The sequence below is a fragment of the Paenibacillus massiliensis subsp. panacisoli DSM 21345 genome (genome assembly GCF_000426545.1).
Lineage (GTDB): Bacteria > Bacillota > Bacilli > Paenibacillales > Paenibacillaceae > Paenibacillus > Paenibacillus panacisoli.
In genome coordinates this window covers 310,817-333,281 of the sequence record NZ_AUFO01000011.1, presented here as the reverse complement: position 1 = coordinate 333,281, position 22,465 = coordinate 310,817, and the positions used below count along the sequence as shown (strand labels likewise).

At 49.2% G+C, this 22,465-nt stretch carries 27 protein-coding genes and 1 pseudogene; 6 read left to right on the top strand and 22 right to left on the bottom strand.

What is annotated here, in order from left to right; genetic code table 11:
* Nucleotides 1-62: 62 nt before the first annotated feature.
* From K331_RS0111370 to K331_RS0111315, 12 genes are all read right to left on the bottom strand, one after another.
* Nucleotides 63-1,511 (bottom strand): DUF4097 family beta strand repeat-containing protein, encoded by a 1,449-nt coding sequence (locus tag K331_RS0111370; RefSeq protein WP_028590396.1) that lies wholly within the window; start codon nt 1,509-1,511, stop codon nt 63-65.
* A complete protein-coding gene (locus K331_RS0111365; RefSeq protein ID WP_036634677.1) occupies nt 1,511-2,116 on the bottom strand; it encodes a hypothetical protein in 606 nt (201 codons plus the stop codon). The genes K331_RS0111370 and K331_RS0111365 overlap by 1 nt, the downstream gene beginning before the upstream one ends.
* Nucleotides 2,117-2,382: 266 nt before the next feature.
* Nucleotides 2,383-3,096, bottom strand: coding sequence for an MgtC/SapB family protein (locus tag K331_RS0111360; protein WP_028590394.1), 714 nt, complete (start codon nt 3,094-3,096; stop codon nt 2,383-2,385).
* 73 nt (nt 3,097-3,169) lie between these two features.
* Nucleotides 3,170-3,628, bottom strand: coding sequence for a GNAT family N-acetyltransferase (locus K331_RS0111355; protein WP_028590393.1), 459 nt, complete (start codon nt 3,626-3,628; stop codon nt 3,170-3,172).
* A 70-nt stretch (nt 3,629-3,698) separates the two neighbouring features.
* On the bottom strand, nt 3,699-5,144 hold the full coding sequence (gene gatB, locus K331_RS0111350) for an Asp-tRNA(Asn)/Glu-tRNA(Gln) amidotransferase subunit GatB (RefSeq protein ID WP_018887339.1): 1,446 nt from the start codon (nt 5,142-5,144) through the stop codon (nt 3,699-3,701).
* Nucleotides 5,145-5,170: 26 nt separating this feature from the next.
* Nucleotides 5,171-6,628 (bottom strand): Asp-tRNA(Asn)/Glu-tRNA(Gln) amidotransferase subunit GatA, encoded by a 1,458-nt coding sequence (gene gatA, locus K331_RS0111345; RefSeq protein WP_028590392.1) that lies wholly within the window; start codon nt 6,626-6,628, stop codon nt 5,171-5,173.
* A gap of 31 nt (nt 6,629-6,659) precedes the next feature.
* Entirely contained in the window at nt 6,660-6,947 is a 288-nt protein-coding gene (gatC, locus tag K331_RS0111340) for an Asp-tRNA(Asn)/Glu-tRNA(Gln) amidotransferase subunit GatC (protein ID WP_018887337.1), read from the bottom strand.
* Nucleotides 6,948-7,173: 226 nt separating this feature from the next.
* Nucleotides 7,174-7,560 (bottom strand): hypothetical protein, encoded by a 387-nt coding sequence (locus K331_RS0111335; protein ID WP_018887336.1) that lies wholly within the window; start codon nt 7,558-7,560, stop codon nt 7,174-7,176.
* A gap of 220 nt (nt 7,561-7,780) precedes the next feature.
* A complete protein-coding gene (locus tag K331_RS0111330; protein ID WP_028590391.1) occupies nt 7,781-8,101 on the bottom strand; it encodes a hypothetical protein in 321 nt (106 codons plus the stop codon).
* Between the two features lie 246 nt (nt 8,102-8,347).
* A complete protein-coding gene (locus K331_RS0111325; protein ID WP_028590390.1) occupies nt 8,348-8,974 on the bottom strand; it encodes an MBL fold metallo-hydrolase in 627 nt (208 codons plus the stop codon).
* Nucleotides 8,975-8,980: 6 nt separating this feature from the next.
* On the bottom strand, nt 8,981-9,550 hold the full coding sequence (locus K331_RS0111320) for a thioredoxin family protein (protein ID WP_018887333.1): 570 nt from the start codon (nt 9,548-9,550) through the stop codon (nt 8,981-8,983).
* Nucleotide 9,551: 1 nt separating this feature from the next.
* On the bottom strand, nt 9,552-10,166 hold the full coding sequence (locus K331_RS0111315) for a DedA family protein (RefSeq protein ID WP_028590389.1): 615 nt from the start codon (nt 10,164-10,166) through the stop codon (nt 9,552-9,554).
* A gap of 157 nt (nt 10,167-10,323) precedes the next feature.
* Here K331_RS0111315 and K331_RS0111310 point away from each other — a divergent pair, with 157 nt between their 5' ends.
* Nucleotides 10,324-10,647, top strand: a complete 324-nt coding sequence (locus K331_RS0111310) for a hypothetical protein (protein ID WP_028590388.1) — start codon at nt 10,324-10,326, stop codon at nt 10,645-10,647.
* Between the two features lie 108 nt (nt 10,648-10,755).
* Here K331_RS0111310 and K331_RS0111305 read toward each other — a convergent pair whose 3' ends face one another.
* The 4 genes from K331_RS0111305 to yyaC all read right to left on the bottom strand — a co-directional run bounded on the left by K331_RS0111305 (nt 10,756) and on the right by yyaC (nt 14,280).
* Complete coding sequence (locus tag K331_RS0111305; protein WP_028590387.1) at nt 10,756-11,922, bottom strand: class I SAM-dependent methyltransferase; 1,167 nt, start codon at nt 11,920-11,922, stop codon at nt 10,756-10,758.
* A gap of 56 nt (nt 11,923-11,978) precedes the next feature.
* A complete protein-coding gene (locus K331_RS29390; protein WP_051289792.1) occupies nt 11,979-12,656 on the bottom strand; it encodes a DUF6483 family protein in 678 nt (225 codons plus the stop codon).
* 180 nt (nt 12,657-12,836) lie between these two features.
* Complete coding sequence (locus tag K331_RS0111295) at nt 12,837-13,631, bottom strand: alpha/beta fold hydrolase (protein ID WP_028590386.1); 795 nt, start codon at nt 13,629-13,631, stop codon at nt 12,837-12,839.
* 79 nt (nt 13,632-13,710) lie between these two features.
* Complete coding sequence (gene yyaC, locus K331_RS0111290; RefSeq protein WP_028590385.1) at nt 13,711-14,280, bottom strand: spore protease YyaC; 570 nt, start codon at nt 14,278-14,280, stop codon at nt 13,711-13,713.
* A 195-nt stretch (nt 14,281-14,475) separates the two neighbouring features.
* Here yyaC and K331_RS0111285 point away from each other — a divergent pair, with 195 nt between their 5' ends.
* The 5 genes from K331_RS0111285 to K331_RS0111265 all read left to right on the top strand — a co-directional run bounded on the left by K331_RS0111285 (nt 14,476) and on the right by K331_RS0111265 (nt 16,883).
* A complete protein-coding gene (locus tag K331_RS0111285) occupies nt 14,476-14,700 on the top strand; it encodes a DUF1128 domain-containing protein (RefSeq protein WP_018887326.1) in 225 nt (74 codons plus the stop codon).
* Nucleotides 14,701-14,848: 148 nt separating this feature from the next.
* Entirely contained in the window at nt 14,849-15,535 is a 687-nt protein-coding gene (locus tag K331_RS0111280) for a phosphatase PAP2 family protein (protein ID WP_025677891.1), read from the top strand.
* A gap of 182 nt (nt 15,536-15,717) precedes the next feature.
* A complete protein-coding gene (locus K331_RS0111275; RefSeq protein ID WP_025677893.1) occupies nt 15,718-15,975 on the top strand; it encodes a GlsB/YeaQ/YmgE family stress response membrane protein in 258 nt (85 codons plus the stop codon).
* Between the two features lie 49 nt (nt 15,976-16,024).
* Nucleotides 16,025-16,435: a YtxH domain-containing protein gene (locus tag K331_RS0111270; protein WP_018887323.1), complete on the top strand. Its 411-nt coding sequence runs from the start codon at nt 16,025-16,027 to the stop codon at nt 16,433-16,435.
* Between the two features lie 100 nt (nt 16,436-16,535).
* Nucleotides 16,536-16,883 carry a DUF5665 domain-containing protein gene (locus tag K331_RS0111265; RefSeq protein WP_018887322.1) on the top strand — a complete coding sequence of 116 codons (348 nt, stop codon included), beginning with the start codon at nt 16,536-16,538 and terminating at the stop codon, nt 16,881-16,883.
* Nucleotides 16,884-17,032: 149 nt separating this feature from the next.
* Here the strand turns inward: K331_RS0111265 and K331_RS0111260 are convergent, their stop codons facing one another.
* The 6 genes and pseudogenes from K331_RS0111260 to K331_RS0111235 all read right to left on the bottom strand — a co-directional run bounded on the left by K331_RS0111260 (nt 17,033) and on the right by K331_RS0111235 (nt 22,459).
* Complete coding sequence (locus K331_RS0111260) at nt 17,033-18,007, bottom strand: magnesium transporter CorA family protein (RefSeq protein WP_028590384.1); 975 nt, start codon at nt 18,005-18,007, stop codon at nt 17,033-17,035.
* A gap of 186 nt (nt 18,008-18,193) precedes the next feature.
* Nucleotides 18,194-18,970, bottom strand: a complete 777-nt coding sequence (locus K331_RS0111255) for a sigma-70 family RNA polymerase sigma factor (RefSeq protein WP_018887320.1) — start codon at nt 18,968-18,970, stop codon at nt 18,194-18,196.
* Nucleotides 18,967-19,416: an anti-sigma B factor RsbW gene (rsbW, locus tag K331_RS0111250; protein WP_018887319.1), complete on the bottom strand. Its 450-nt coding sequence runs from the start codon at nt 19,414-19,416 to the stop codon at nt 18,967-18,969. The genes K331_RS0111255 and rsbW overlap by 4 nt, the downstream gene beginning before the upstream one ends.
* A gap of 16 nt (nt 19,417-19,432) precedes the next feature.
* Entirely contained in the window at nt 19,433-19,771 is a 339-nt protein-coding gene (locus K331_RS0111245; RefSeq protein WP_028590383.1) for an STAS domain-containing protein, read from the bottom strand.
* 103 nt (nt 19,772-19,874) lie between these two features.
* Nucleotides 19,875-21,576: pseudogene (locus K331_RS29385) on the bottom strand (response regulator).
* A 19-nt stretch (nt 21,577-21,595) separates the two neighbouring features.
* Entirely contained in the window at nt 21,596-22,459 is an 864-nt protein-coding gene (locus tag K331_RS0111235; RefSeq protein WP_025677899.1) for a CheR family methyltransferase, read from the bottom strand.
* Nucleotides 22,460-22,465: the final 6 nt, after the last annotated feature.

The window sequence follows — 22,465 nt, the reverse complement described above, 5'->3', positions numbered from 1 at the left end:
TAAATATATTGTAAAATGATATCAACTTTCTTGTCAACGCAGGGAACGGCAGAGCCCTCAGGCTACCCCTCTGTAGGATCTCCTGTAGCTTCTCCAGCATTGGCATGCTCCGTATTTGATTCCCCAAAAGCCTCACTATTCGTACTAGCAGCCGGCCCCTCCTGATCAGAATCAACCTCGTCAGTTTCACCCTGATCAGTTGTCTCCGTATCAGGCTCCTCTACTGGCGGTGGCAGCTCAGTCTGGTTCACAGTGAGATCACTGTTGCCCTCAACCTTGACGCTGTATGCTCCAAGCCCTACCACACCTGTGATGCTTTTCCCTTCGATCGAGAAGGGGAAGTCCGTGGACAGACGTCCATAGCTGCTTGACCCCTCTAATGTAAAATTACCTTCCGGTGGCAGGTAGAGCACAATGTCCCCAACCGCACTATACACATTCCAGTCTCCACCGATGCGGTCTGTACGAATCGATACGCTACCATTCAGCGAATTCGCATTCACATTCCATACCGCGCTATTTATGATAATGTTGCCATTCTTGGTGTCCGCCGTAACTTTGCCATTTGTACGGGCAATCTGAATATCACCGACCTGTGTAGAGTAGGACACCAGACCGCTGATATCTCCTGCCAGCATACTGCCCCGATTCGTCTTCATGTCCACATTTCCGTCTACACGGTGCACATCGACGTTCCCGTTCAACGTTGTCCCATTCACGTCCCCAATAGCATCCTGTACGATAAGCTGGCCATTCCCCGTCTGCAAATTCATACGGTCGATCGCATCGACACGATCTACGGTAATGTTGCCATTGGACGTTCGAATGTCCATATTCAGGCGGCGATTCTCCGGGATGACGATCGTCAGATTGATTAACGGCTGACGTTTGCCTGACTGGCCGTATGCTTGTCCTTGCGTATGAACCTGTATGCTTGTCCCATTGGATATATCAATGGAGGAGGCTTCGGCAATAGCGGCGGCTTCCACACTACTTACCTGATCGACCCACACCGTCGAATGAACCTCTACATGGGATACAGGCCCCCGGATCAATCGAATATTGCCGTTCACCGACTCGACGAGCAGACTTTCCGTATCCATGGACAAGGGCAGCAACACACTCCCTTTAGATAAGCGATTGTCAGCCTCTTCACTAAAATCCATGGAGGCTGTCGTTAAATTGATGCTAACTCTATTCCATAAATGCATATAGTGGTGCTGCTCCGTCACAATGAACACAGAAGCGGACAAAATGATAGCCAGCATAAGCCCCTTCAGATCTGGACGAAAACGCCGCATTCGATGCGGCTTCCTGCCATTTCTCGTTACACTGACAAGCATAATTAAATATTCGAGTCCCCAACTGACGAAGATCAGCGGCCACCATTTCAATAGCAGCAGCATGTGCTCTGTTCCGTTCATTTGATCCAATAACAGGAGAACACCAACTACCAATAGCAGTAAGGAGGAAGTATAGCGCCCAACTCTGATTTTGCTGTTCACGCCCATTATTCCCCCTTCTCCCGGAGATCGCGCTGCCGTTTCACGGAGATTCCCATCTCACGAATGAACAGCAACAGCCCTGCGCCCACAAGCAAGAGTGCAGTCAGGACAAAGCCGTAAGCAGCAAAGAACTCTCCCAGCCAACGAGGCTTGGTGTGAAATAAAACCATCAGCCCCCCGCCAAGGATCAGCAGGAGCGCAAACGTAGTTCCCTGCTCCCATGCATCGAATCTGCTCTGCGGCTGATCGGCAGTACTACGAGGAGACAGTCGTCTTGGCTTCCTGCGATACAGCGTGATGTAGTCTGCTGATTGCAATACATCATACACATTATAAAAATATAGTACCGGGATGAAGATACCTAACAGGATCAACAAAGGTACATTGATCTGCAGACCCACGGAGGATACATAAAGCATAGCCGAAATATCCAGCAGCAGTAGCATCAGAAAAGTCAGCCCCCGCATATAAAGGCCCAACGAGAGATGGCCAACTCCCGGCAATAATGCAGCTAGCAGAACAGATATGAACTTGCGGAGACGTGGCCTTAGCTTACGGGGCCGTCCTTTAGTCTGCCTTTGTATACCTCTAAAAAACCTTCTCGGTTGCATCGCTCCTCCTCACTACTGTCCAGACAGCGTTCCTATCTTGTACATCAACGCATGCTCAATTTAAATAAAAATCATCACATACCTTCACATAGGATAGACGGCACTTAGTGGAAGTTTGTCTTGTGATAATGAGTTGTTCAGACCGTTGAAAACGCATGATTTCTATTATCTTAAAATAGTACCCCATTCTACAGTAGGAGTAACTGTAAAAAAACTGGATAGCACCAAAAGGCCATCCGCAGCAGCAGAAGGCCCTTGATTATGCATTATTCCACCGACACTCCGGATAACTCTTCCCAGCTACGTAGCGTTCCCGCAATTCGAAGCCGGTCAAATCCGGGCTTGCACAGCACCTCCATCTGAATCTCAACTGCCTTGCCCTCAGATGGAAGCCTGCCGATCGACATTGAATCCTCTTCCTTGATGGTGACCTTCTTAATCATGATCTCTTCTTCGTTCATAAAATCCGAGATTCGTTCCAGCAAGCCTGGTGAAGAAAAGCCCTTTAAAATAATAATATGAACCTTCTGACCACTCATATAACGCTGCTCAATCTTGTTGAATATCCATAAATTAAGGAGAACAATAACCGTAGACACGATGGAGGCAAAATAAAAGCCTGCTCCCACACCCAGACCGATGGCTGCTACTACCCAAATAGATGCCGCCGTCGTCAGACCTGTAATGGATTTTCCAGTGAACAAGATGGTTCCTGCCCCCAGAAAGCCGACTCCCGTAATTACAGCAGTCGCCAGACGGGCAGGGTCAATACGGACATTAGGCTCGTCAATGAATGAGGCAAATCCATATACTGAAAGCATCATAATGAGCGTGGAGCCTACACATACAAGGATATGCGTCCGCAGTCCGGCTGCATGGTTGGAGCGCTCTCGCTCGTACCCGATAAGTCCGCCTAATAATAAAGCAAGCAATAGCCTACCCAAGATTTGCACGTTGCTAATGATCCACGGATCTTCCAGTGATAATCCCTCCCAGTAGCCGCGGTTCAGTGTGCCGGGCGATATAAGAGCCCTTAATTACCATCAGGAGCTTCTACATGCTATTCAGATGAAAGGTGATTAATTCCACGCCGGGCGCAATCTCTTCCGAGCTCACAGGCTTGAAGCCGTATTTCTGATACAGCGACACAGCCGGAAGGTTCAAGGCACCGGTAGATACCACCTTTAGCGGAACCCTGCTATACTGCTCCAGCACATACTCCATTAGAGAGCTGGCTATCCCTTGCTTGAAGCAATCTGGGTGTACCATCATTCTGGAAATACAGATAGAGTCCGCATCCTCTTCTACAGCCACTGCGCCTATGATCTCTGCCTCTTCATCCAATCGGCCATAAAACTGCTCTCCGCAGGCTCGTAATGTATCTAAAGTATCCATAAGTGGAGGGATCTGATGAAATCCGATGCGCTCTGCCTCCAGTCTATACGCAATATGCTGCAGGCGCCATAGCTGCTCCAGAGTGTCTTGATCCTGTAAAGATAACGGAATAATCATCGTTCAGCCCTCCCAGTAAAAGCCATTCGGGGCTTATGTCGCTCACAAGCCCGAATGGCTACTGTAGTTGTTAACGGCTCAGCACATCAGCCAGAAGCTTATTCACAAGTCCTGGGTTCGCTTTGCCTTTACTTTCCTTCATGACCTGTCCGACCAGGAAGCCGATAGCCTTCTGCTTGCCTGCCTTGTAATCCTCTACGGATTGCGGATTGGCTGCGACCACCTGCTCGACGATTGTCAGAATGGCACCCTCATCACTGATTTGTACCAGACCCTTTTCCTCGACGATCTGTTCAGGACGCTTGCCGCTCTCCAGCATTTCCTTGAACACCGTCTTGGCGATCTTGCTGCTGATCGTTCCTTTCTCAAGCAGACCGATCATTTCACCGAGGCCTTGTCCTGTCAACGGAACCTCTGTCAGCTCCACACCCGCGCTGTTCAGATAACCCAGCAGATCACCCATAATCCAGTTGGCTACAGCCTTGGCATCCTTGGTGTACTCCAGACTCGATTCCAGCAGATCAGCTAGAGGCTTGGAGGAAGTAATCACCTCCGCATCATAAGCCGACAGCCCGTATTCAGATGTATATCTGGCTTTGCGTTCATCTGGAAGCTCTGGAATAGAAGCTCTGATCCGTTCCTTCCAGGCCTCGTCAATATGCAGCGTCACCAGATCCGGGTCTGGGAAATAACGATAGTCATGGGATTCTTCTTTACCACGCATGGAGAAGGTCTTCCCTTGACTCTCATCCCAGCGTCGCGTCTCCTGTACGACACTTCCACCCTCTTCGAGGATCTGCTCCTGACGGAATTGCTCGTATTCCAGACCGCGCTGAACGCCACGGAACGAGTTCATGTTCTTCAGCTCTGCCCGAGTACCCAGCTTCTCCTGCCCATGAGGGCGAAGACTGATGTTGGCATCACAGCGGAGGGAGCCCTCCTCCATCTTCACGTCAGAGACATCACAGTACTGCATGATCGCACGTAGCTTCTCCAGATAGGCTTTAGCCTCCTCTGGTGAAGAAATATCCGGTTCGGATACGATCTCTACAAGCGGTGTGCCGACTCGATTAAAATCAACAAGTGAAGCATATCCGCCATCCACGTGGGTCAATTTGCCCGCATCCTCTTCCAGATGCAGTCTTGTAATCCCAATACGCTTCGTTGTCCCGTTCACTTCGATATCGATCCATCCGTGCTCACCGATCGGCTGGTCAAATTGTGAGATCTGATAAGCCTTCGGCGAATCTGGATAGAAATAGTTCTTCCGGTCGAATTTGCTCACGTCAGCGATTTTACAATTCAGAGCCATCGCAGCCTTCATCGCATAATCGACAGCCTGCCGATTCAGCACGGGCAGCACGCCAGGATGCCCGAGACAGATCGGGCAAGTATGCGAGTTAGGTGGCGCGCCGAACGCCGTTGAGCAGCCACAGAATATTTTGGATTGTGTATGTAGCTCTACATGGACTTCCAGTCCAATGACCGTTTCGTATTTTGATGTAGTTGTAGACACGATTGATTCCCCTCCTTCTGGACCGATTACAGCTGCGGACGCTGCTTATGGAATTCCGTATGCTGCTCGAACGCATGTGCGGCACGCAATACGGTAGATTCATCAAATGGTTTACCAATAATTTGCAGACCTACTGGCATGCCATCGGCAAAGCCGCAAGGCACACTGATAGCAGGGACACCAGCGAGACTGACAGGGATCGTCAGAATATCATTCAAATACATGGTCAGCGGATCATCTACCTGAGAACCCAGCTTGAAGGCTGTTGTCGGGGCTGTAGGTCCGATAACGACATCATATTTCTCGAATATTTGATCAAAATCGCGCTTGATCAATGTACGTACTTTCTGTGCCTTCAGATAATATGCATCATAGTAACCTGAGCTAAGCGCATAGGTTCCCAGCATAATCCGGCGCTTGACCTCATCTCCAAAGCCTTGTGTTCTCGATTGATGGTACAGATCAAGCAGGTTGTCCGGATTCTCGGCACGTACGCCATAACGGACACCATCGAATCTTGCCAGATTCGAGGAAGCCTCTGAAGAAGCCAGCAAATAGTAAGTCGCCACTGCATATTCCGTATGTGGGAGCGATACTTCCTCCCATGAAGCGCCAAGCCCTTCCAGTGTCTTCAACGCTTGCAGTACAGTCTCTTTTACCTGCGGATCAACGCCTTCTCCCAGATATTCCTTAGGAACTGCAATCCGCAATCCTTTTACGTCACCAGTGAGTGCCGATGTATAATCAGGAATATCGACCTTCGCCGAGGTAGAATCCGACCCATCATAGCCTGCAATGGCTTGCAACACATACGCAGAGTCCTCAACATTTTTGGTGATCGGTCCGATCTGATCCAGTGAGGAAGCAAATGCCACCAGTCCAAACCGCGATACAAGACCATAGGTTGGCTTCAATCCAACTACTCCGCAATACGATGCCGGCTGTCGAATAGAGCCACCTGTATCCGAGCCAAGTGTAAAGTAAGCTTCTCCGGCAGCTACAGCTGCTGCTGAGCCGCCACTGGAGCCGCCCGGTACACGTTCAAGATCCCATGGATTGCTGACCGGATAGAAGCTGGAGTTCTCATTAGACCCTCCCATCGCGAATTCATCCATATTCATCTTGCCCAATGTGATGACGCCAGCATCACGAAGCTTGCCTGTTACTGTAGCATCATATACCGGATTGAATTCACGAAGGAACTGACTGGCACAGGTCGTCCGCAGACCTTTGGTAACAATATTGTCCTTGATTCCTGCCGGAATACCGAACAGTGGTCCACGCTTCTCTCCAGAAGCAAGCTGGTCGTCCAGTCTTCGAGCGGCATTACGCGCGCCTTCCTCATCAATAGTGATATAAGCCTTAACTTTCTCCTCACGCTGACTAATCGTCTCAAAAGCCTGCTCTACCAGATCCGTAACTGACAGCTCTTTGCGATCCAATCTGGATTGTAGCTCTGGCAATGTATGTTCAAACAAACTCAAGTGAAGCTTCCTCCCTTCAATCTTTCGATGATTACTCCAGCACCGCCGGAACCTTGAATTGTCCTTCTTCCTCATCTGGTGCATTCAACATGACCTCATCCAACGAGAGGCTCGGACGCACCTCATCCTCACGCATCACATTGCTGACATGCAACACATGTGTTGTTGGCTCGACCTCATCTGTGTCCAGCTCATTTAATTTCTCCGCATACTTCAGAATGGCGTTTAATTGCCCGGTCATGATCTCCTCTTCCTCGGCTGTCAGGTTCAAACGGGACAGCTTGGCTACATGACGTACGTTATCAGCAGAAATACTCATGTCGGCTCCTCCTTATGGATCGGTGTGGTACATGCAAAATATATGTTCAGCAAGAATGACTGTATCTGGTCCCCATGACAGGTCAGATATCCAGTGCATTCATTCTGGCAAATCAAGTAGCTATCGGGGCTATTTCCCCTTTAAAATAACGTTTTTAATTATATTGTAGAATGTTGGACAATTCAATGTCACACCTTGCAAAAAAGAGCCGGCATAGGCCGGCTCCTCATATCCAAGCACGCAAATTAATTTGTTTGATAAATTCCGCCTGTGACAACGGCTCTGTAACCGCCTCATTCTCTTCTGCTTGCTCTTGTTCTTGATCACCATTCATGATGCTTCGGAACAATCGTTCATTATGTGTAGCCAGTGCATAGTCTATCAACGCTTCGCGTTCGACGCGTTCTGCCTCAAGCTTAAGCATGCTCTCCTCAAGCTCTACGTCCTGTTCCGGAACAAAGAAATTCCGGTTGGCCTTGGGCACTCGGATAATATAATCAAATGCATTATCCGGGTTACGGTCATATGCAATGATATAACCATACTCCCCTATTGGAAGACTTTGCTCAAAGGCGTCCGCGACGATTACAATTTTCTCTCCTAAACGGTGCATCGTCTACCTCCCCGGCTGTCTTGGATTATCTGCCTAGTCTACTAAAAAAATATGATAATGTCTATCATCAAATGATAATGCCTATCATTAATTGTAGGTCATCTGCTGATATAAGCGCAGTAATAGCCAGCGAAGACCTCCAAATATCCCCGTTGCACATCGTCCCGAATCGTGTCCCCTGGTGAGATTCTGCCAGATATTATGACTCTAGCATCCGATGCTATGATCTGCGCTGGTCCCGATGCTGCTGCAGCCATACGAGCCAGGGATGTCTTGCTAATCTACTACGTACGTTCTCTCTTCCTCCCCAGGTCACAACCTGAACCCGGCCTGTTGTGCTTCTGCTCGCAAGCGATCCTCTATCTTCATAGCTGTTCGCTTCCCTGCGCCATCCCCTGCTCGACCGCCGATAATCTCTGGATTCTGACTGATCGACCGCGCGCGATACATCCACTGCCATCAGCACACCTGTAGCTTCTGCCCCATCACTCCAATATAGCACTCCCGAATATGGTACTTTCTTTCTTTCTCTATGCTTCATGGAATCCCCCTTGTGCACCCCGACCGACCACCCTTAATGTATCGAAAACCTAAAAAAAGACAAAAAAAGAACGCAAACCGGGCTTAAATCCACAGTCTGCGTGCTTCGCAAAGTTAATATGTAACATGTAATAAGGCTATATTAGCAAACCTTCCATCACTTGTCCAGATGATTTCGCAAGAAAAACGTCGATTTCTGCATTTTCATGGAGACAAACATTCGATTCATCCTACTGATCAACTGTGTCTACCTAACGTAAGGATTATGCTGCTTCTCATAGCCAATCGTTGTCTTCGGCCCATGACCAGGATAGACAATTACATCATCACCCAATGTAAAAAGACGTGAGATTGAATCGAAGAGGTCCCTTTCCCGGCCGCCTGGAAGATCGGTACGACCGACACCCATTCGGAATAGCACATCTCCGCCGAACAGATGCTGGTTGATCTGCAGACTGACACTTCCCGGTGAATGCCCAGGTGTGTGAAGGACGGTGAAGCTATGACCAATTAGCTCCAGCTTCTGCCCATCGGCCAGATCATATTCAGGCGGGTCTGTCTGAAGCGGGGTCGTAACATCAGGCCACATGGTAGAGCCATTCAGCTTGGGCGACGCCAGCCATTCATACTCAAGCGCATGCAAATATACGGGGCAGTTATGAAGCTTACGCAGCTCATCCACTCCGCCCATATGATCGAAATGTGCATGTGTCAGCACGATCGCCTCAACAGTAAGGCCCTCGACTGCACGAAGCAACGCTCCCGGATTCATTCCGGGATCAATAACAAGCGCACGCGTGGGGTCATCCCCCTGCAGCAGGTAAGCATTCGTCTGCAGAGGGCCCAGCGTGAAGCTACGAATAGATAATGTCATCCTTTTCTACACTCCTGACAATAGCTCACGCAATTCTTGTACGATCGTGCCGTGAATCTCTGTTCCTTCTCCGTAGCGCTCCTTCATCTCTTGACGCGCCACCATAAGCTTGTCCTGATAATCCGCTGCTTCACGATCAGGGTTCTCTGTTTTGAAGCGCACCATAACTTCCTGTACATGAGCCGGGCGAGGGCCCCAGCGTCCCAGCACATGACCGCCGCTGTCTGCCACGATTACAACAGGGACTGAACGCCCCCCCATCGTCAGGAAGTCATCCATCAGCGCTTCATGGTTCTCCAGAATCAGAATTTCAGTCGGTACTCCACTGTGCTCCAGTGCACGCAGTATTACCGGCACATTCCGAACTACATCGCCGCACCAGTCAGCTGCCAGTATAAGCACACGCAGATCATCCCGGTGATTCAGACTTTCAAAAAACTCGCGGTCCTCTTCATTCGCCCAGGAGAACTGGTCATACCAGGAGCGGAAAGCCTCCTGATTCTTCGTCATGACCTCCATGAATTGCTCACCAGACAATCCTTTGCCGAAATACTGAGATACGTTGGTTCGACTCATGCTATACACTCCCTTTCTTGTTTTTGGCGATCAGCCACTTTACGAGAAAATAGACAATCATGGCGGCAAGAGCTACCAGCAAAATCGGCGTAACGTAAGGTGTGGCTTTCTCATCAATCTGCGACCAGCTGCTGCCCAGCACCATCCCTAAATAAATAAACAATACACTCCACGGAATAACAGCCAGTGTCGTCAATAGAATGAATTTCCAAACACTCATACGAGCAATCCCGGCCGGGATGGAGATGGCATGACGTACTACCGGGATAAAACGGGCTGTAAAAATCACTCCAGTCCCATACTTGTTGAACCAGTCATCCGCATGGTCAATATGACTTTTCTTGATCAGTATGTACTTCCCGTACTTCTCCAGCACCGGTCTACCACCATACTTGCCAATCCAATAGATAAAGAGCTGTGCGAGCACCCCGCCGATCGTACCGAAAATAACGGCAATAAAGAAATTGATCTGTCCTTCAGATACAAGATATCCCCCATACGCCAGCACGATCTCGCTAGGTATGACCTCGATCATCAGACCGAGCATAATCCCAAAATAACCCAGCCCTCGAATCCACTCGAAGAGCTGTTCAATGATGCTTGATAACAGGTCCACATCCTACCTTCTTTCCGCATGTACTCTGTTTACAACGTTCCAATTCATGGTTCATTGTAGCATATGGCTTCCTAGCACTTCCAGCATGTCCATGTGCCCATAACGGTTCCCCAGCATAGGCTTGCGGCATATTCTGATGTGAGAGGAGCGTGGTAGGATGCCTGCCCATCAATTACCCAAGCACGCCAAAGGCCAATCCGGCCTCCCCACGGCGCGCGGCATTCGAAGAGCCTGCAGCAAGGAGTTGTATCGTGCACGCAAGCGTCTTAAGCTCTATATAGCTCCAGAGCTCGTCGATAAAGGAGAAGAGCTCTACTGCCAAAAGGTCGGAGCCAACCTCCTATGGATCTCGGAGAATCACAGCAACCGTAAGGCACTGTGCGACTGGTGGGATACCGAAGTCAGTCAGGAGCTCGCCGAGCTCTGGGAAGTGGACCAGACACAGCTAAGCGCCGCCTTTCGCCAGTCCTTCGGGGGCTAATAGCGCGCCAGACCTAACTCCAGATTCATAACAAGCCATTACTCGTGAGGCAGGTGCGTGAATCCCGTGAATCCTTTGTCACTTAAAGAACCTTTCGCTGTACCTCCCTCACGATGTCGGCAGCAGATCTGCACAGGCCCGTTCAAGATACGGGTCTGCACGGATGAAATCCCGAAATGCGGTATATTCCTCCCACAGTCTCTGCCGATCCTCCTGTGAGCCTTTTACCGCACGAATCAGAATATTCTTCGGAGTATGCTCCATATCAATGAATTCAAGAAGCTGTGTCTTATAGCCCATCACATCGAGCAGCTTGGCGCGAATGCCGTCTGTTGCGAGTGCAGCAAAGCGTTCCTTCAATATGCCATGTGACAGCATCGGTTCCAGCACCGAATTGTTGACCTGGCCGAACAGCTCGTGCTGACAACACGGAACGGACAGGATGACGGATGCGTCCCAACGGACAGCCTTTTCCAGTGCAGCATCTGTAGCTGTGTCACAGGCATGGAGGGTCACCACCATGTCAACCTGCTCCATTTCGTCATAATCTGCGATATCACCGACCAGGAATTTCAAATTCTGATAGCCCAGCTTTTGCGACAGCGTATTACAGACTTCGATGACATCCGCCTTCAGATCAAGTCCGACAATATTCAGCGGTCTTCGCTGCTGAATCGCCAAATAATGATATAACGCGAAGGTCAGGTACGATTTGCCACAGCCAAAGTCCACAATGGTCAGAGGACGGCCTACTGGCAATGCAGGTAGAATATCCTGTACCATTTCCAGAAAGCGATTGATCTGCCTGAACTTATCGTACTTGCGGGCCAGCACCTTGCCATCGGCATTCATGATGCCCAGCTCTACGAGAAAGGGAACTGGCTCCCCTTCCTCCAGCACATATTGCTTCTTGCGATTATGCGCCAGATTCATAGCTGATTTGGTTGGTGACTTGGTCAGGATGGACACCTTGAATTTCTTGCTGATCAGCACCTGATAGTCGGCCTCGGCTGTACACAGCAAGCCCTGGCGGAAGGTCTCACCAAACAGCTGGGACAAGCGCTCCTGAGCCTCCTCTGGTGTCAGATTGTCATGTGTTACCTTGTTGCTATAGTGATAGGCGAACTGATAATACAACTTTTTCTTCAGCTCTACAGGCTTGATCTGCACCTTGGTAAAGGTATCCGACTCCCGCTTGCGTAGCTGACTCAAGGTAGCTGTAATCAGCGTCCCCCCCGACAACAGTTGATTGGTTAAGTTAAGCAATGCTTCCACTACATATTCCTGCTTTCTGCCTTTATCAGGCTATTTATCAATCGAATGCATCGTGATCATTCGGTAAATTGGTCGGATGGCACGAGAGCTCTGAGGCGCAAAAGCTCCTGTCTGCCCTCCTCCACCTCCTGACGGGATAGCCCTCCCTGCTGCAACTCCTCCTCACCAAGCTGCTGCAGTCGGTCGTAGAAGGCAAACGCACCATCAAAAGACTCTGGATGCATGGCAATCAGCCTGAACCAGATATTATCAGCCTCCGCCAGTTGCCCCTCTCCCTCCTCATATCGGGCCAGCAGTTCGTCCACTTCTCTGGATAGTCGATACTCTCGCAGCTCCAATCTTACTTCTGCAATGCGTTCCGGGAGCTGCAGCAAGGTACGATCCGCTCCGTTCATATCGCTGTATACGTACAGGTAGAGTGCCTTCATCAATGTGGCTGCATCATCCCTCGTCTCCTCCAGCTCCATACGCAGTCTGCCAGCCTCCTCCAGTAGCCGGGCTACCTGCTGGAGCTTGTCAGGCTCAGGTGAACCGTTCATCCGGAATAAATCCGTAATCTGCTCGGGTGGCATCGACTCCAGCAGCTTGAGCGGAATGCGGAACTGCTTGCGCAGCAGCTCGTCCAGCAGTGCAATCGCCTGCGGATGCTTCATTTGACGCTTCAAGCCGAGCACCGCTCCAATAACCTCTCCCATTTCCTCGATCATGCGAGTCAGATAATCTCTTTTGAACACAGGCGCACCTCACTCCTTCCGTTCCCTATGACCTGGGTCATCTTTCAATGAATAGATTGTAAGCCAATCCCGCTCCAATTGCCAAATGGACACGAAAAGAAGCCACCCTGTGGACCCGGACTTCCATTCACCAGGTCACACCAGGGTAGCTCATGCTGTAATCAAGCCGTGCCATAATTTTTACTGGATTCGTTCCTTCATGAAACCCGTAATGACTTGGGCCAGCTCAGTTGGCGCCTCCAGCATACTCATATGCCCAGCACCTGCTATGATGGTGTGCTGAACATTGGGCCCTTCTGCCGTGAAGGTTCTGTCAACAGGAATCAATTGATCCTTCTCCCCTGCAACGAGCAGCACTGGCAAGGAGGTCGATGACAGAACGTCACGTCGATCAGGACGCTCACGCATGGCCAAGGCTGCACCACTTGCTCCCTGAGGAGGCGTCTTGTAACCAAGCTCTCTGACCTTCAGCACCTGATCAGGCATCTGCTCCAGATGCTCAGGCGCAAATAAGCCTGGCACCAGGCCATCAATGAAGGCTGTAATCCCCTTGTTCTCAATGGTGGATACTGCCTGTAGCCGCTTGTCCTTTGCCTCCTCCGTGTCCGGGTACGCTGTAGAGTGAATTAACCCTACTGCACTTAGTCGATCCGGGTACCTCTCCGCAAGGGATAGCGCAATATACCCTCCCATCGAATGGCCCAGTACTGCTGCACGAGGGATATTCAGCTCATTCATCAGCTTCAGAATGTCATCGGCCATTCCGTCAATGGAATAAGCTCCCTTCGGAGCATCCGTACGCCCATGTCCACGCAGGTCTGGTACAATGCAGCGGTAGGCTTCCGACAAGAGCGGAACAACATCGTCCCAATAAGCCGAGCTCCCGCAGAATCCATGGAGCAGAAGGACAACTTGCTCTCCTTGCCCTTCCTCGGCATAACAGATGGTGGTTCCTTCGCACAGTACTTTTTTCATGAATGGCGCCTTCTTTCTCCGATTATGGCTTAGTCATTATTTTGGGAATATGAATTGTATATTATTAAGCACTAATGGTTCATCTGAAACTATATTGAGCAGCTTCCTCTATCTGAAATCCGAAACCGACTGCCGCAGCCTCCGCAATCTGCGATGCCATCATAAGCACACTATGGAGGGACGTAGTCTGTAGTGTCCAATAGGGCTTTGGCCCGTAAGCATTAACCACACCAGCAATGCTATAATCACCGATGCCAGGCAACGCAAGCCCTACGGATTGTGCCGGCCATAGCGGTCCTTCAGATGTCAGAAATAGTCCTACCGAGCCGGGTAATCCAAGGCAAGCATCAATAGCAATCACTGTATGCTCTGAGGGGATACTGGTGATGACGGATTCCAAGCTGTGTGCATCACAAGGCTTGTCCATCGTACCGAGCACATTCGTGAAGCCCTTATTCTTCAGCATCGTTCCGGCCAATGGCCCAAGCGAGTCACCTGTCGAGCGATCCGTGCCGACACAGACGAAGGTGATGGGTTGTCCCCGATGCGCTTCATGGACAAGTCGGAAAAATGCAGCAAGCTCACGACTGCTCGTTCTCTGCTGACCAGGCCTGCGCTCCCTTCCTTGATTCGGCGTATAGATTGACACCAAGGCACCCCCTTACCTTTCGTTTAAGATGGATTGTATATTTAACGTAGATTTTACCGTAATTATGTACAGCGTGGCAAAGTAATATTGTATACCTAACATATCAGTATATAGCTACCGTTGGCTGGATTTATGTAAAATGCTCATGTTACAATATGGGCAATCGAGATTTTACGAAAGGGTGAACGGATTAGCATGGATTTAACTCAACCTTCTCAGGTCAATGTCGAGTACATGATCGAGAGTATCAAGAACAAGCTTCGGATGGCCAGCGGAGCTGCCATGCAGGCCTCAGCATTCTCTGTAGATTATTATGAGGATATCCATGATATATACGAGATGGTTATGAATAAGCCAAGCCTGAGCATCTCTGAGGTGGAAGCTGTCGTGTCCGAGCTTGGACGCCTGCGCAAATCCTGATGCACCAACACCAGTATAGAATTTTCTGTATGCGAATTACAGCAAGCTCTGACTGGTGTTTTTTTGTACAAGCTATTTACCTGCATTGGCTGTTCATCGGAAGGCTGTAGCTCATTTAACTTATACTACCTGGAGGCTTTCACGCTGCATGATTAAGTATCCATCGATTCAAAATTCATACATACGGAGCATGATGGTTGCTCTAATCGTCATCCCTGTAGCTATGCTATTGATCGTTTATGTGCTCAAGCTACTCGGTACCGAGGGTATATTGCATCTTGATCGTACACTGCATGACCTGCTCTTTCCTGGTCGCTCCGAGACTTCGTCACCTGTATTGCAAGCCCTGCTTCCCCTCATGCTGCTCATGAGCACGGCTGGCTCCTTCCCGGGAACTCTCCTGCTCACGATTGCTGTGTGCATCCTATGCTGGATACTACGCAAGCCGCGGACATATATCCTTGCCGTAGGAAGCAGTTTTGCGTCCATGTGGGGACTAAATACATTGCTGAAGTACATTCTTCAGCGCGAACGTCCTCCGCTGGATTATTTAATCGAGGTGACGGGCTATAGTTTTCCAAGTGGACATGCGATGATTGCTACCGGCTTCTATGGGATGCTATTTGGACTATGGGCCATTGAAAGACGTATCCGGCGCAAGTCCATGCTGCTGCCTGTCATTCTGGGGATACTGTACAGTCTGATTACCGCCATCAGCCGAATTTACCTCGGGGTACATTATGCTAGTGATGTCATCGCAGGTATGCTAGCCGGGGGCATGTGGCTGTGTCTCATGCTTCCCCCGTTATACCGTCGAGCCGCTCGACTAGCTTAACACGTCAGACCATGCGAGCTGCCGCTTGTCCTATGCATTTCCGCTCATTACCATGCAAGCTGTTGTTTCAGTCCCCCCTTTCGAAGTTTATATACCAAATAAGCAGATGAGAGATCTGTAACGTATAGCCACTTAATAGGTAGCATGCTTGGCTATGGTATCTTCGAAGGGAGGCCATCTGTATGTGGGGGATTATACTCAGTATCATCATGGCAGTCATTATTGGACTGATTGGAAATGCCATTGCTGGTAAAGAAATGCCTGGCGGCATCATCGGCTCTATGATTGCTGGATGGGTTGGAGCTTGGCTAGGAGCCATGCTATTCGGACATTGGGGACCAGTCATTGGCGGTTTTGCTATCGTCCCTGCTATTATCGGCACCGCCATCTTCGTGTTCTTGCTCGGACTCGTGTCCAGGCTAATCAGACGGGCAACCTAACTTTATATATAGTTGCACAAGTTTGAATTTATCAAAGGAGTGATTCAGTATGAATAAAGAAGATAATCAACAATGTTCAACCCCGGCTTCATCCTTTGCCAAAGGCGTATTTATCGGAGGTCTCCTTGGTGCAGCAGCTGCACTGTTATTCGCACCGAAGCCAGGACGTGACCTGCGAAGCGATCTGACGGACAAAATGAACGTCGTAACCGACAAGACCAAGGATGTAGCTCATGTTGTCGGTGAAAAAGCTAGCGATCTGGCCAAAACCGTGTCCACCAAGTCCTCAGAAGTAGTCAAGACCGTCGTCGACAGCAAGAACAACGTCGTAACCAGTCTCCAGAATGCTTCAGCCGATATTGCCGAGGAGGCTGCGGAGGCCGATCAGGAGATCATGGAAGCTACCGAGCAAGCCACCAAGGAAGCTAACGAAGAGCTGAACACGTTGTCCCGTTCTTAATCCGAACTTCTTCTTTCTTTCAAATTGAACCAGAACAGCCAGCTCAATTCTGAAGCTGGCTGTTTGCATGAACAGACTCGCAGCAAAGGTAGGGATCGAGATGAGTGAAATCAATCGAAAACACACGCCAGCGAATCCTATAGATGAGCATCCTTTCGAGCTCCGGCACGAGATCAAGCACCTGAACAGCAGATTGGATAAAATTTCAGACATGCTGGAGAAGGCAGAGATTGCAGATATTCTTCAGACCTATTCCAATCCGAAGAAACGACTCATTAGCAATCTCACGGCAGGCATCGCACGAGGACTAGGCTTGTCCCTGGGAACAATCATTGTCATCGCCCTCCTCGCTTGGCTTCTCAGCGCCCTTGTTCAGTTGAATCTGCCTGTGATTGGCGATTTTCTGGCAGAGCTATTGAAATATGTAGACGCGGCCAGAGACAGGTAGTATCTAGCCTCACACTTCTGGCTGAGCAAAGCCACGTAAGACATACGTCTCTCTAGCCAAGCCCAAGTACCTGGCAACTCAAATGTGAGATTAGAGCCACAGCAAGCCTAACAACGGTCGCAGGGCTCGTACGCTTGCTGCGGCTCGCTCTAATCATCTTTTACTTGACGCTGATTATTTAGCAGATCTCCGGTCCAGCCCTTCAAGTACATCCAATAATACATGCCCGCCGTAATCAGGAGTGTTCCCAGCATGACACCTGTGAAGCCGAGCCTGCTCTGAATCCAGGGCAGGTTCTCAAAATTCATACCCCATACAGCACCTACAGCCATTACGGGAGTAAATACTGTTGTGACGATCGTAAGCGTCTTCATAATCTCATTCCCACGGAAGCCAGAGATCGCATTATCTATAGATATCATGGTGTCAATTTCTTTCTCATACCGTTCAAATAGCACCTCCATACGCTCCATACGGTATAGCAGCCTCAGGAAAAACGGATTGTCATCAAGCTCCTTCAGACAGGCCTCGCGTGAAGCAGAGATCAGCTCCCGAAATGGGGCAAATAGATTACTCCAGTACAGTAGCTCGAAGCGCGCCTCAACAATTCGATCCATCAGGGTACGGCGATTATGCCTGTGCATTAACTCCTCCAGCTCTCTCAGGTTCTTGACGAACTGATCCAGACCCCCATGAAAATAATGCAGCAGCGTACGAATCAGCACAAACATGCCATCCATCCCGGTCCTACATGCATCCATCATCTGTCTGCGCTCATGTCCCAGCATCGTCTGTCTGGTCTGCTCGTCCAGATTGAGCGTAATTAACCGCTCCCTCGATATGAAAAAATAGAAATGATGACAGCCACGCGTACTCTGGAGCCTCTCCTTCATGGAATACTGCAGTGCTCCGAACATCACAGGCTCCCTTCCATCCGGGAAACGAACCGTCAGAAAGTCCACATCCATGTCAGGCAGCATCTTCAACCACATCTCTGCTTCTGGAGCTAGTTGACCAAGCTTGGTCAGCCTCGGATCGGAGGAGGATTCGAGCTGGACATCCCACCATTCCCATTGGCCATCATGAAATACGTGTGTCTCATAGAAAGATGTATTATGCGGCACAGAACCACTCCCTCAGATATCTTACTTCTTATAGCCACAGCTTATAGCTACAACACATGTGTGTAACAAATACAACCTTTCAAAAAAGGACACGGTATCCATTCTTTCAATGAATACGTGTCCTTATTATGGAACAACTAGAACAACTAATAGAATAAAGGCGGGATCACTGTTCATAATGGACCATCAACCAGACGAAGCCGGATTAGACATAATCTGCTTCAGCTTCTCCGTGGCCCGCTTCTGAATTCGGGATACGCTCATTTGCGATACGCCGAGCTTCTGCGCAATAGCCCGCTGTGACTGTCCATCCTGGAACGCCAATAGCAGCACCTGCTGCTCTTGCTCCTTGAGCTGGTTCATCGCCTGCTGCAAATCCATCCTTTTCTCGACCGCATCATAATCATTGGCATCCGCACTAATCAGTTCACCTAGTGTGGCAGCACTCTCATCCTGAGATAGTGGAGAATCCAGCGATACATAGTGGTAGCATTCTCTGCCCGCTAACACCTCAATCGTCTCCTCTACGGATAGATCCAGATATTCTGCAATTTCCTTGACATCAGGAGAGCGTTCCAGCTTCACTGTCAGCTCATCAATCGCATGCTGAACCAAGGCTCCCTTTTCCTTGATTCTCCGCGGAACCTGTATGTACCAGGACTTATCTCGCAGATAATTTTTCATGTGACCAATCATACTTTTCATTGCATATGGCTCAAAAGGAATACCAAGCCCGATATCGTACTGCTGCAATAATCGAATAAGCGCCATTTGGCCGGTCTGATACAGGTCCTCATATAGATCAGGGCGGTTGCGGGCAATCTTGCCTGCTGCCATCTTGACCATAGGCTCATACTTTTTGATCAGCACAGTAGCGATTTCATTGTCCTTGGTCTGTTGGTACTCCCAGATTAGACTAACGGCTTCATCCATCGACTCTGGGGGAGTTACCTTTTCATTCATACTTTCTCCTCGCTTCTTGTTATGCGCTTAATCAATACGACTTCCGTACCTTTTCCAGCCTCATTCACGACACTGACATCATCCATTAGCGCCTGCATCAAATAGAATCCAAGTCCGCCAATCTGAGCATCGTCAAGCTCCTTCTCATGCAGCGTCGGACGTACCCCCGCCTGCTCCAGACGCTCGAAGCTCTGGCCCTCATCCTTGACCTTGATGTGCAGAGAGGTATCATCGAACTCAAAGGTCACCTCTACCGTGCCATGCTCGTCGTTATAAGCATAGAGCACCGAATTGTTACAAGCCTCCGAGACAGCAACCTTCATGTCCTCAATCTCCTCGTAGGAGAAGCCCATCTTGGATGCAATCCCATATAAATTTAATCTGACAATATCGACAAACTCAGCAGTAGCCGGCAAATTAAGCGTTACTTTCTGCAGAACATTCATGCTATTCTTTCCTTTCCTATTGGGAATTCTCCTGTGTAGTGAAAAACTTGGCAATGCCCGTCATGTCGAAGAGCTTTTGAATCTGGCTAGGTACTTCTTCCACGTAAAATTTGGAGCCAGCCGCATGCCTAGCTTTCAAAATTGACAGCAGAATACCGATCCCCGTACTGTCAATGTATTTCAGCTCCTTCAGGTTCATGATTAAATCCTTCTCAGATTCCCCCACCAGCGGCTCCATCACAAGCCGGAAATCAGGAGCGACAGACAAATCAAGCTCACCGGTTAGGTGGACGACATTTGCCCCGCTGCTTACTTCGGTTCTTGTATTGAACTTCTCGCTTTTATGTGTATTCATAGACTGCTCTCCCCTGTAATAAAAATGATTACCCTACCTAATAACCCAGATGGACTCCAATCGAAACAATCTAACGCTGCATTGCATATGCCAAATTCAGGAACTAGGCCTCATGTATATGTTCAATATTTCTTAAGCTTCGTTCATCGACCGTGTGGCGAAGTAGCATCTGCTTGACGCTGCTCATTTTGACTGGCTTACTGATGTAGTCGTTCATCCCTGCCGACAGGCACAACGTCTGTGTGCCCTCCATTACATTTGCTGTCATGGCGATAATCGCTGGTTGAATGGAAGATTGGAGTTGATCCCTGATTTGTCTGGTGCATTCCAGACCATCCATCACAGGCATGTGAAGATCCATGAAAATATAGCTATATTGAGCAGACAGCGCCTTATCCAGAGCCTGTTGCCCGTCCATAGCCACATCCGCCTTCATGCCAAGACGACCTAAGATACTGACCATCAGCTTCTGATTAATGGGATGGTCATCCACGACTAATACCGGAGCCGCTGGTCTGACGGAGGCTTCCTCTCCTGCCAGGTGCTCCAATTCCTCATTCTCCTTGGAGGTATCTGTCTGGCTGTGAGCCTTCTTCATTTTCACCGTAAATTTAAAATGTGCCCCCTCCTGGACGGTTGTATCCACATGAATATCGCCGCCCATCATCTTCACTAGGGTTTTGCATATAGCCAATCCGAGTCCCGTTCCGCCGTATTTACGAGTCATCGAAGAATCCAGTTGGGAGAACGGCTGAAATAACCGATCTGCCTTAGCTGGGTCAATTCCAACGCCTGTATCCTGTACAGAGAATTCCAACGCCTGTATCCTGTACAGAGAATTCCAACAAGACGTTATCCTTTTCTATTTCACGCAAGGAGGCATGTAGCTTTACGTAGCCTTGATCCGTGAACTTCACGCTATTTGAGATCAGATTGATCAATACCTGACGCAAGCGAGCCATGTCTCCATATAGCAATGGAGGGATGTGGTCATCAATACGGTACTGAAGATCCAGCTGCTTCTTGCCGATTTCAACCGTGAACAGGCTGAATACCTCCTTGATACAGGAATCTAGGTCAAAAGGGTGCTCCTCCAGCTCTAGCTTGCCAGATTCCAGCTTGGTAAAGTCCAGTATGTCATTAATTACTGCCACGAGTGCATCCGAGCTGCGACGAATAATCTCGGCGTATTCACGCTGCTCTCCCTTGAGCTCGGTCTCCATTAGCAGATCTATCATTCCAATGACACCATTCATCGGTGTACGAATCTCATGGCTCATCATGGCCAGGAATTCGGTCTTGGCCTTGACGGCAATCTCTGCCGCCTCCTTGGCCACGACCAGCTCATAATTTATCCGTTCCAGCTCCTGAGTCTTCTGATGCAGGAGCGCCGATTGAGTCTTGAGCCGATTATTCGTCTGATACATGTGGACAAACGCTTCAATCTTGGACTTCAGGATCTGGGGAATGAACGGCTTGACCATATAGTCGATACCACCAGCAGAATAGCCCGCGAATAGATGCTCCGCTTCCTTGCTATTGGCCGAGATGAAGATAATCGGGATATCCTTCGTCTTCTCTCTGGCCTTGATCAATTTGGCGGTCTCAATGCCATCGAGACCAGGCATTTGCACATCCAGCACAATGACGGCAAATTCGTCCTTTAACAAACATCGCAGCGCTTCTTCGCCAGACGTAGCCTTGACAAGATGATATTGCTCACTCTCAAGCACCGCCTCAAGAGCAAGTAAATTCTCGGGGCGATCATCGACTAATAGAATGTGTATCGGCTCATGCAAACCCATGGGACCCTCCTAAGCGTCTCTATTTAATCTTCCGGTATATTTTCTCCGATCGATCCAGGGGCTCGTAATGATCCGTATAATCCGTAAAGTGAATTGATTCCTTAGAGCCCAGGACCAGTACGCCAAATCGACTTAAGCTTTCGTAAAACAAGCCATGAACATGATTGCGTAGCTCATCATTAAAATAGATCATGACATTGCGGCAGAAAATGACATTAAACTCATTAAAGGAACGATCCGTTGCCAGGTTGTGCTCGGCAAAGATAATATTTTTACGCAAAAAAGGGTGGAATATTACTGAATTGTACTTAGCACTATAGTATTCCGAAAAAGACTGGCTTCCTCCAGCCTCCATATAATTTTTTGTGTACGTCTTCATGCGGTCAATCCCGTATATCCCTTCTTTGGCCTGTGTCAGTGAACGGGAATTCATATCCGTAGCGTAGATGCGGGCCTTGTCGTACAGCCCTTCCTCATACAGCATAATCGCCATTGAATAGACTTCTTCCCCGGTCGAGCACCCTGCATGCCAGATGCGAATGTAAGGATACGTGCGCAGGATTGGAATAATCTTTTCGCGAAACGTCCTGAACAAGTCCGGATCACGATACATTTCGGTCACGGGAATGGAGAGGCTCTGTACCAGGCGCTCAAAGCAAGAGCGATCGTGGAGCACCTTTTCCTGGAGGCCCGAGATTGAATTCACATTCTCAGATTGGATACTGTAATAAATACGCCGTTTCAAAGAAGGCAGGGCATAATTTCTGAAATCATACCCATACAGCCGATGAATTCCGCTTAACAGCAATTCAATCTCTATCAGTTCACGTTCGTCATGATTCGTTGCCAGCTTGGCTCCAGCACTTAGTTCATTCGAGGTCATACTATC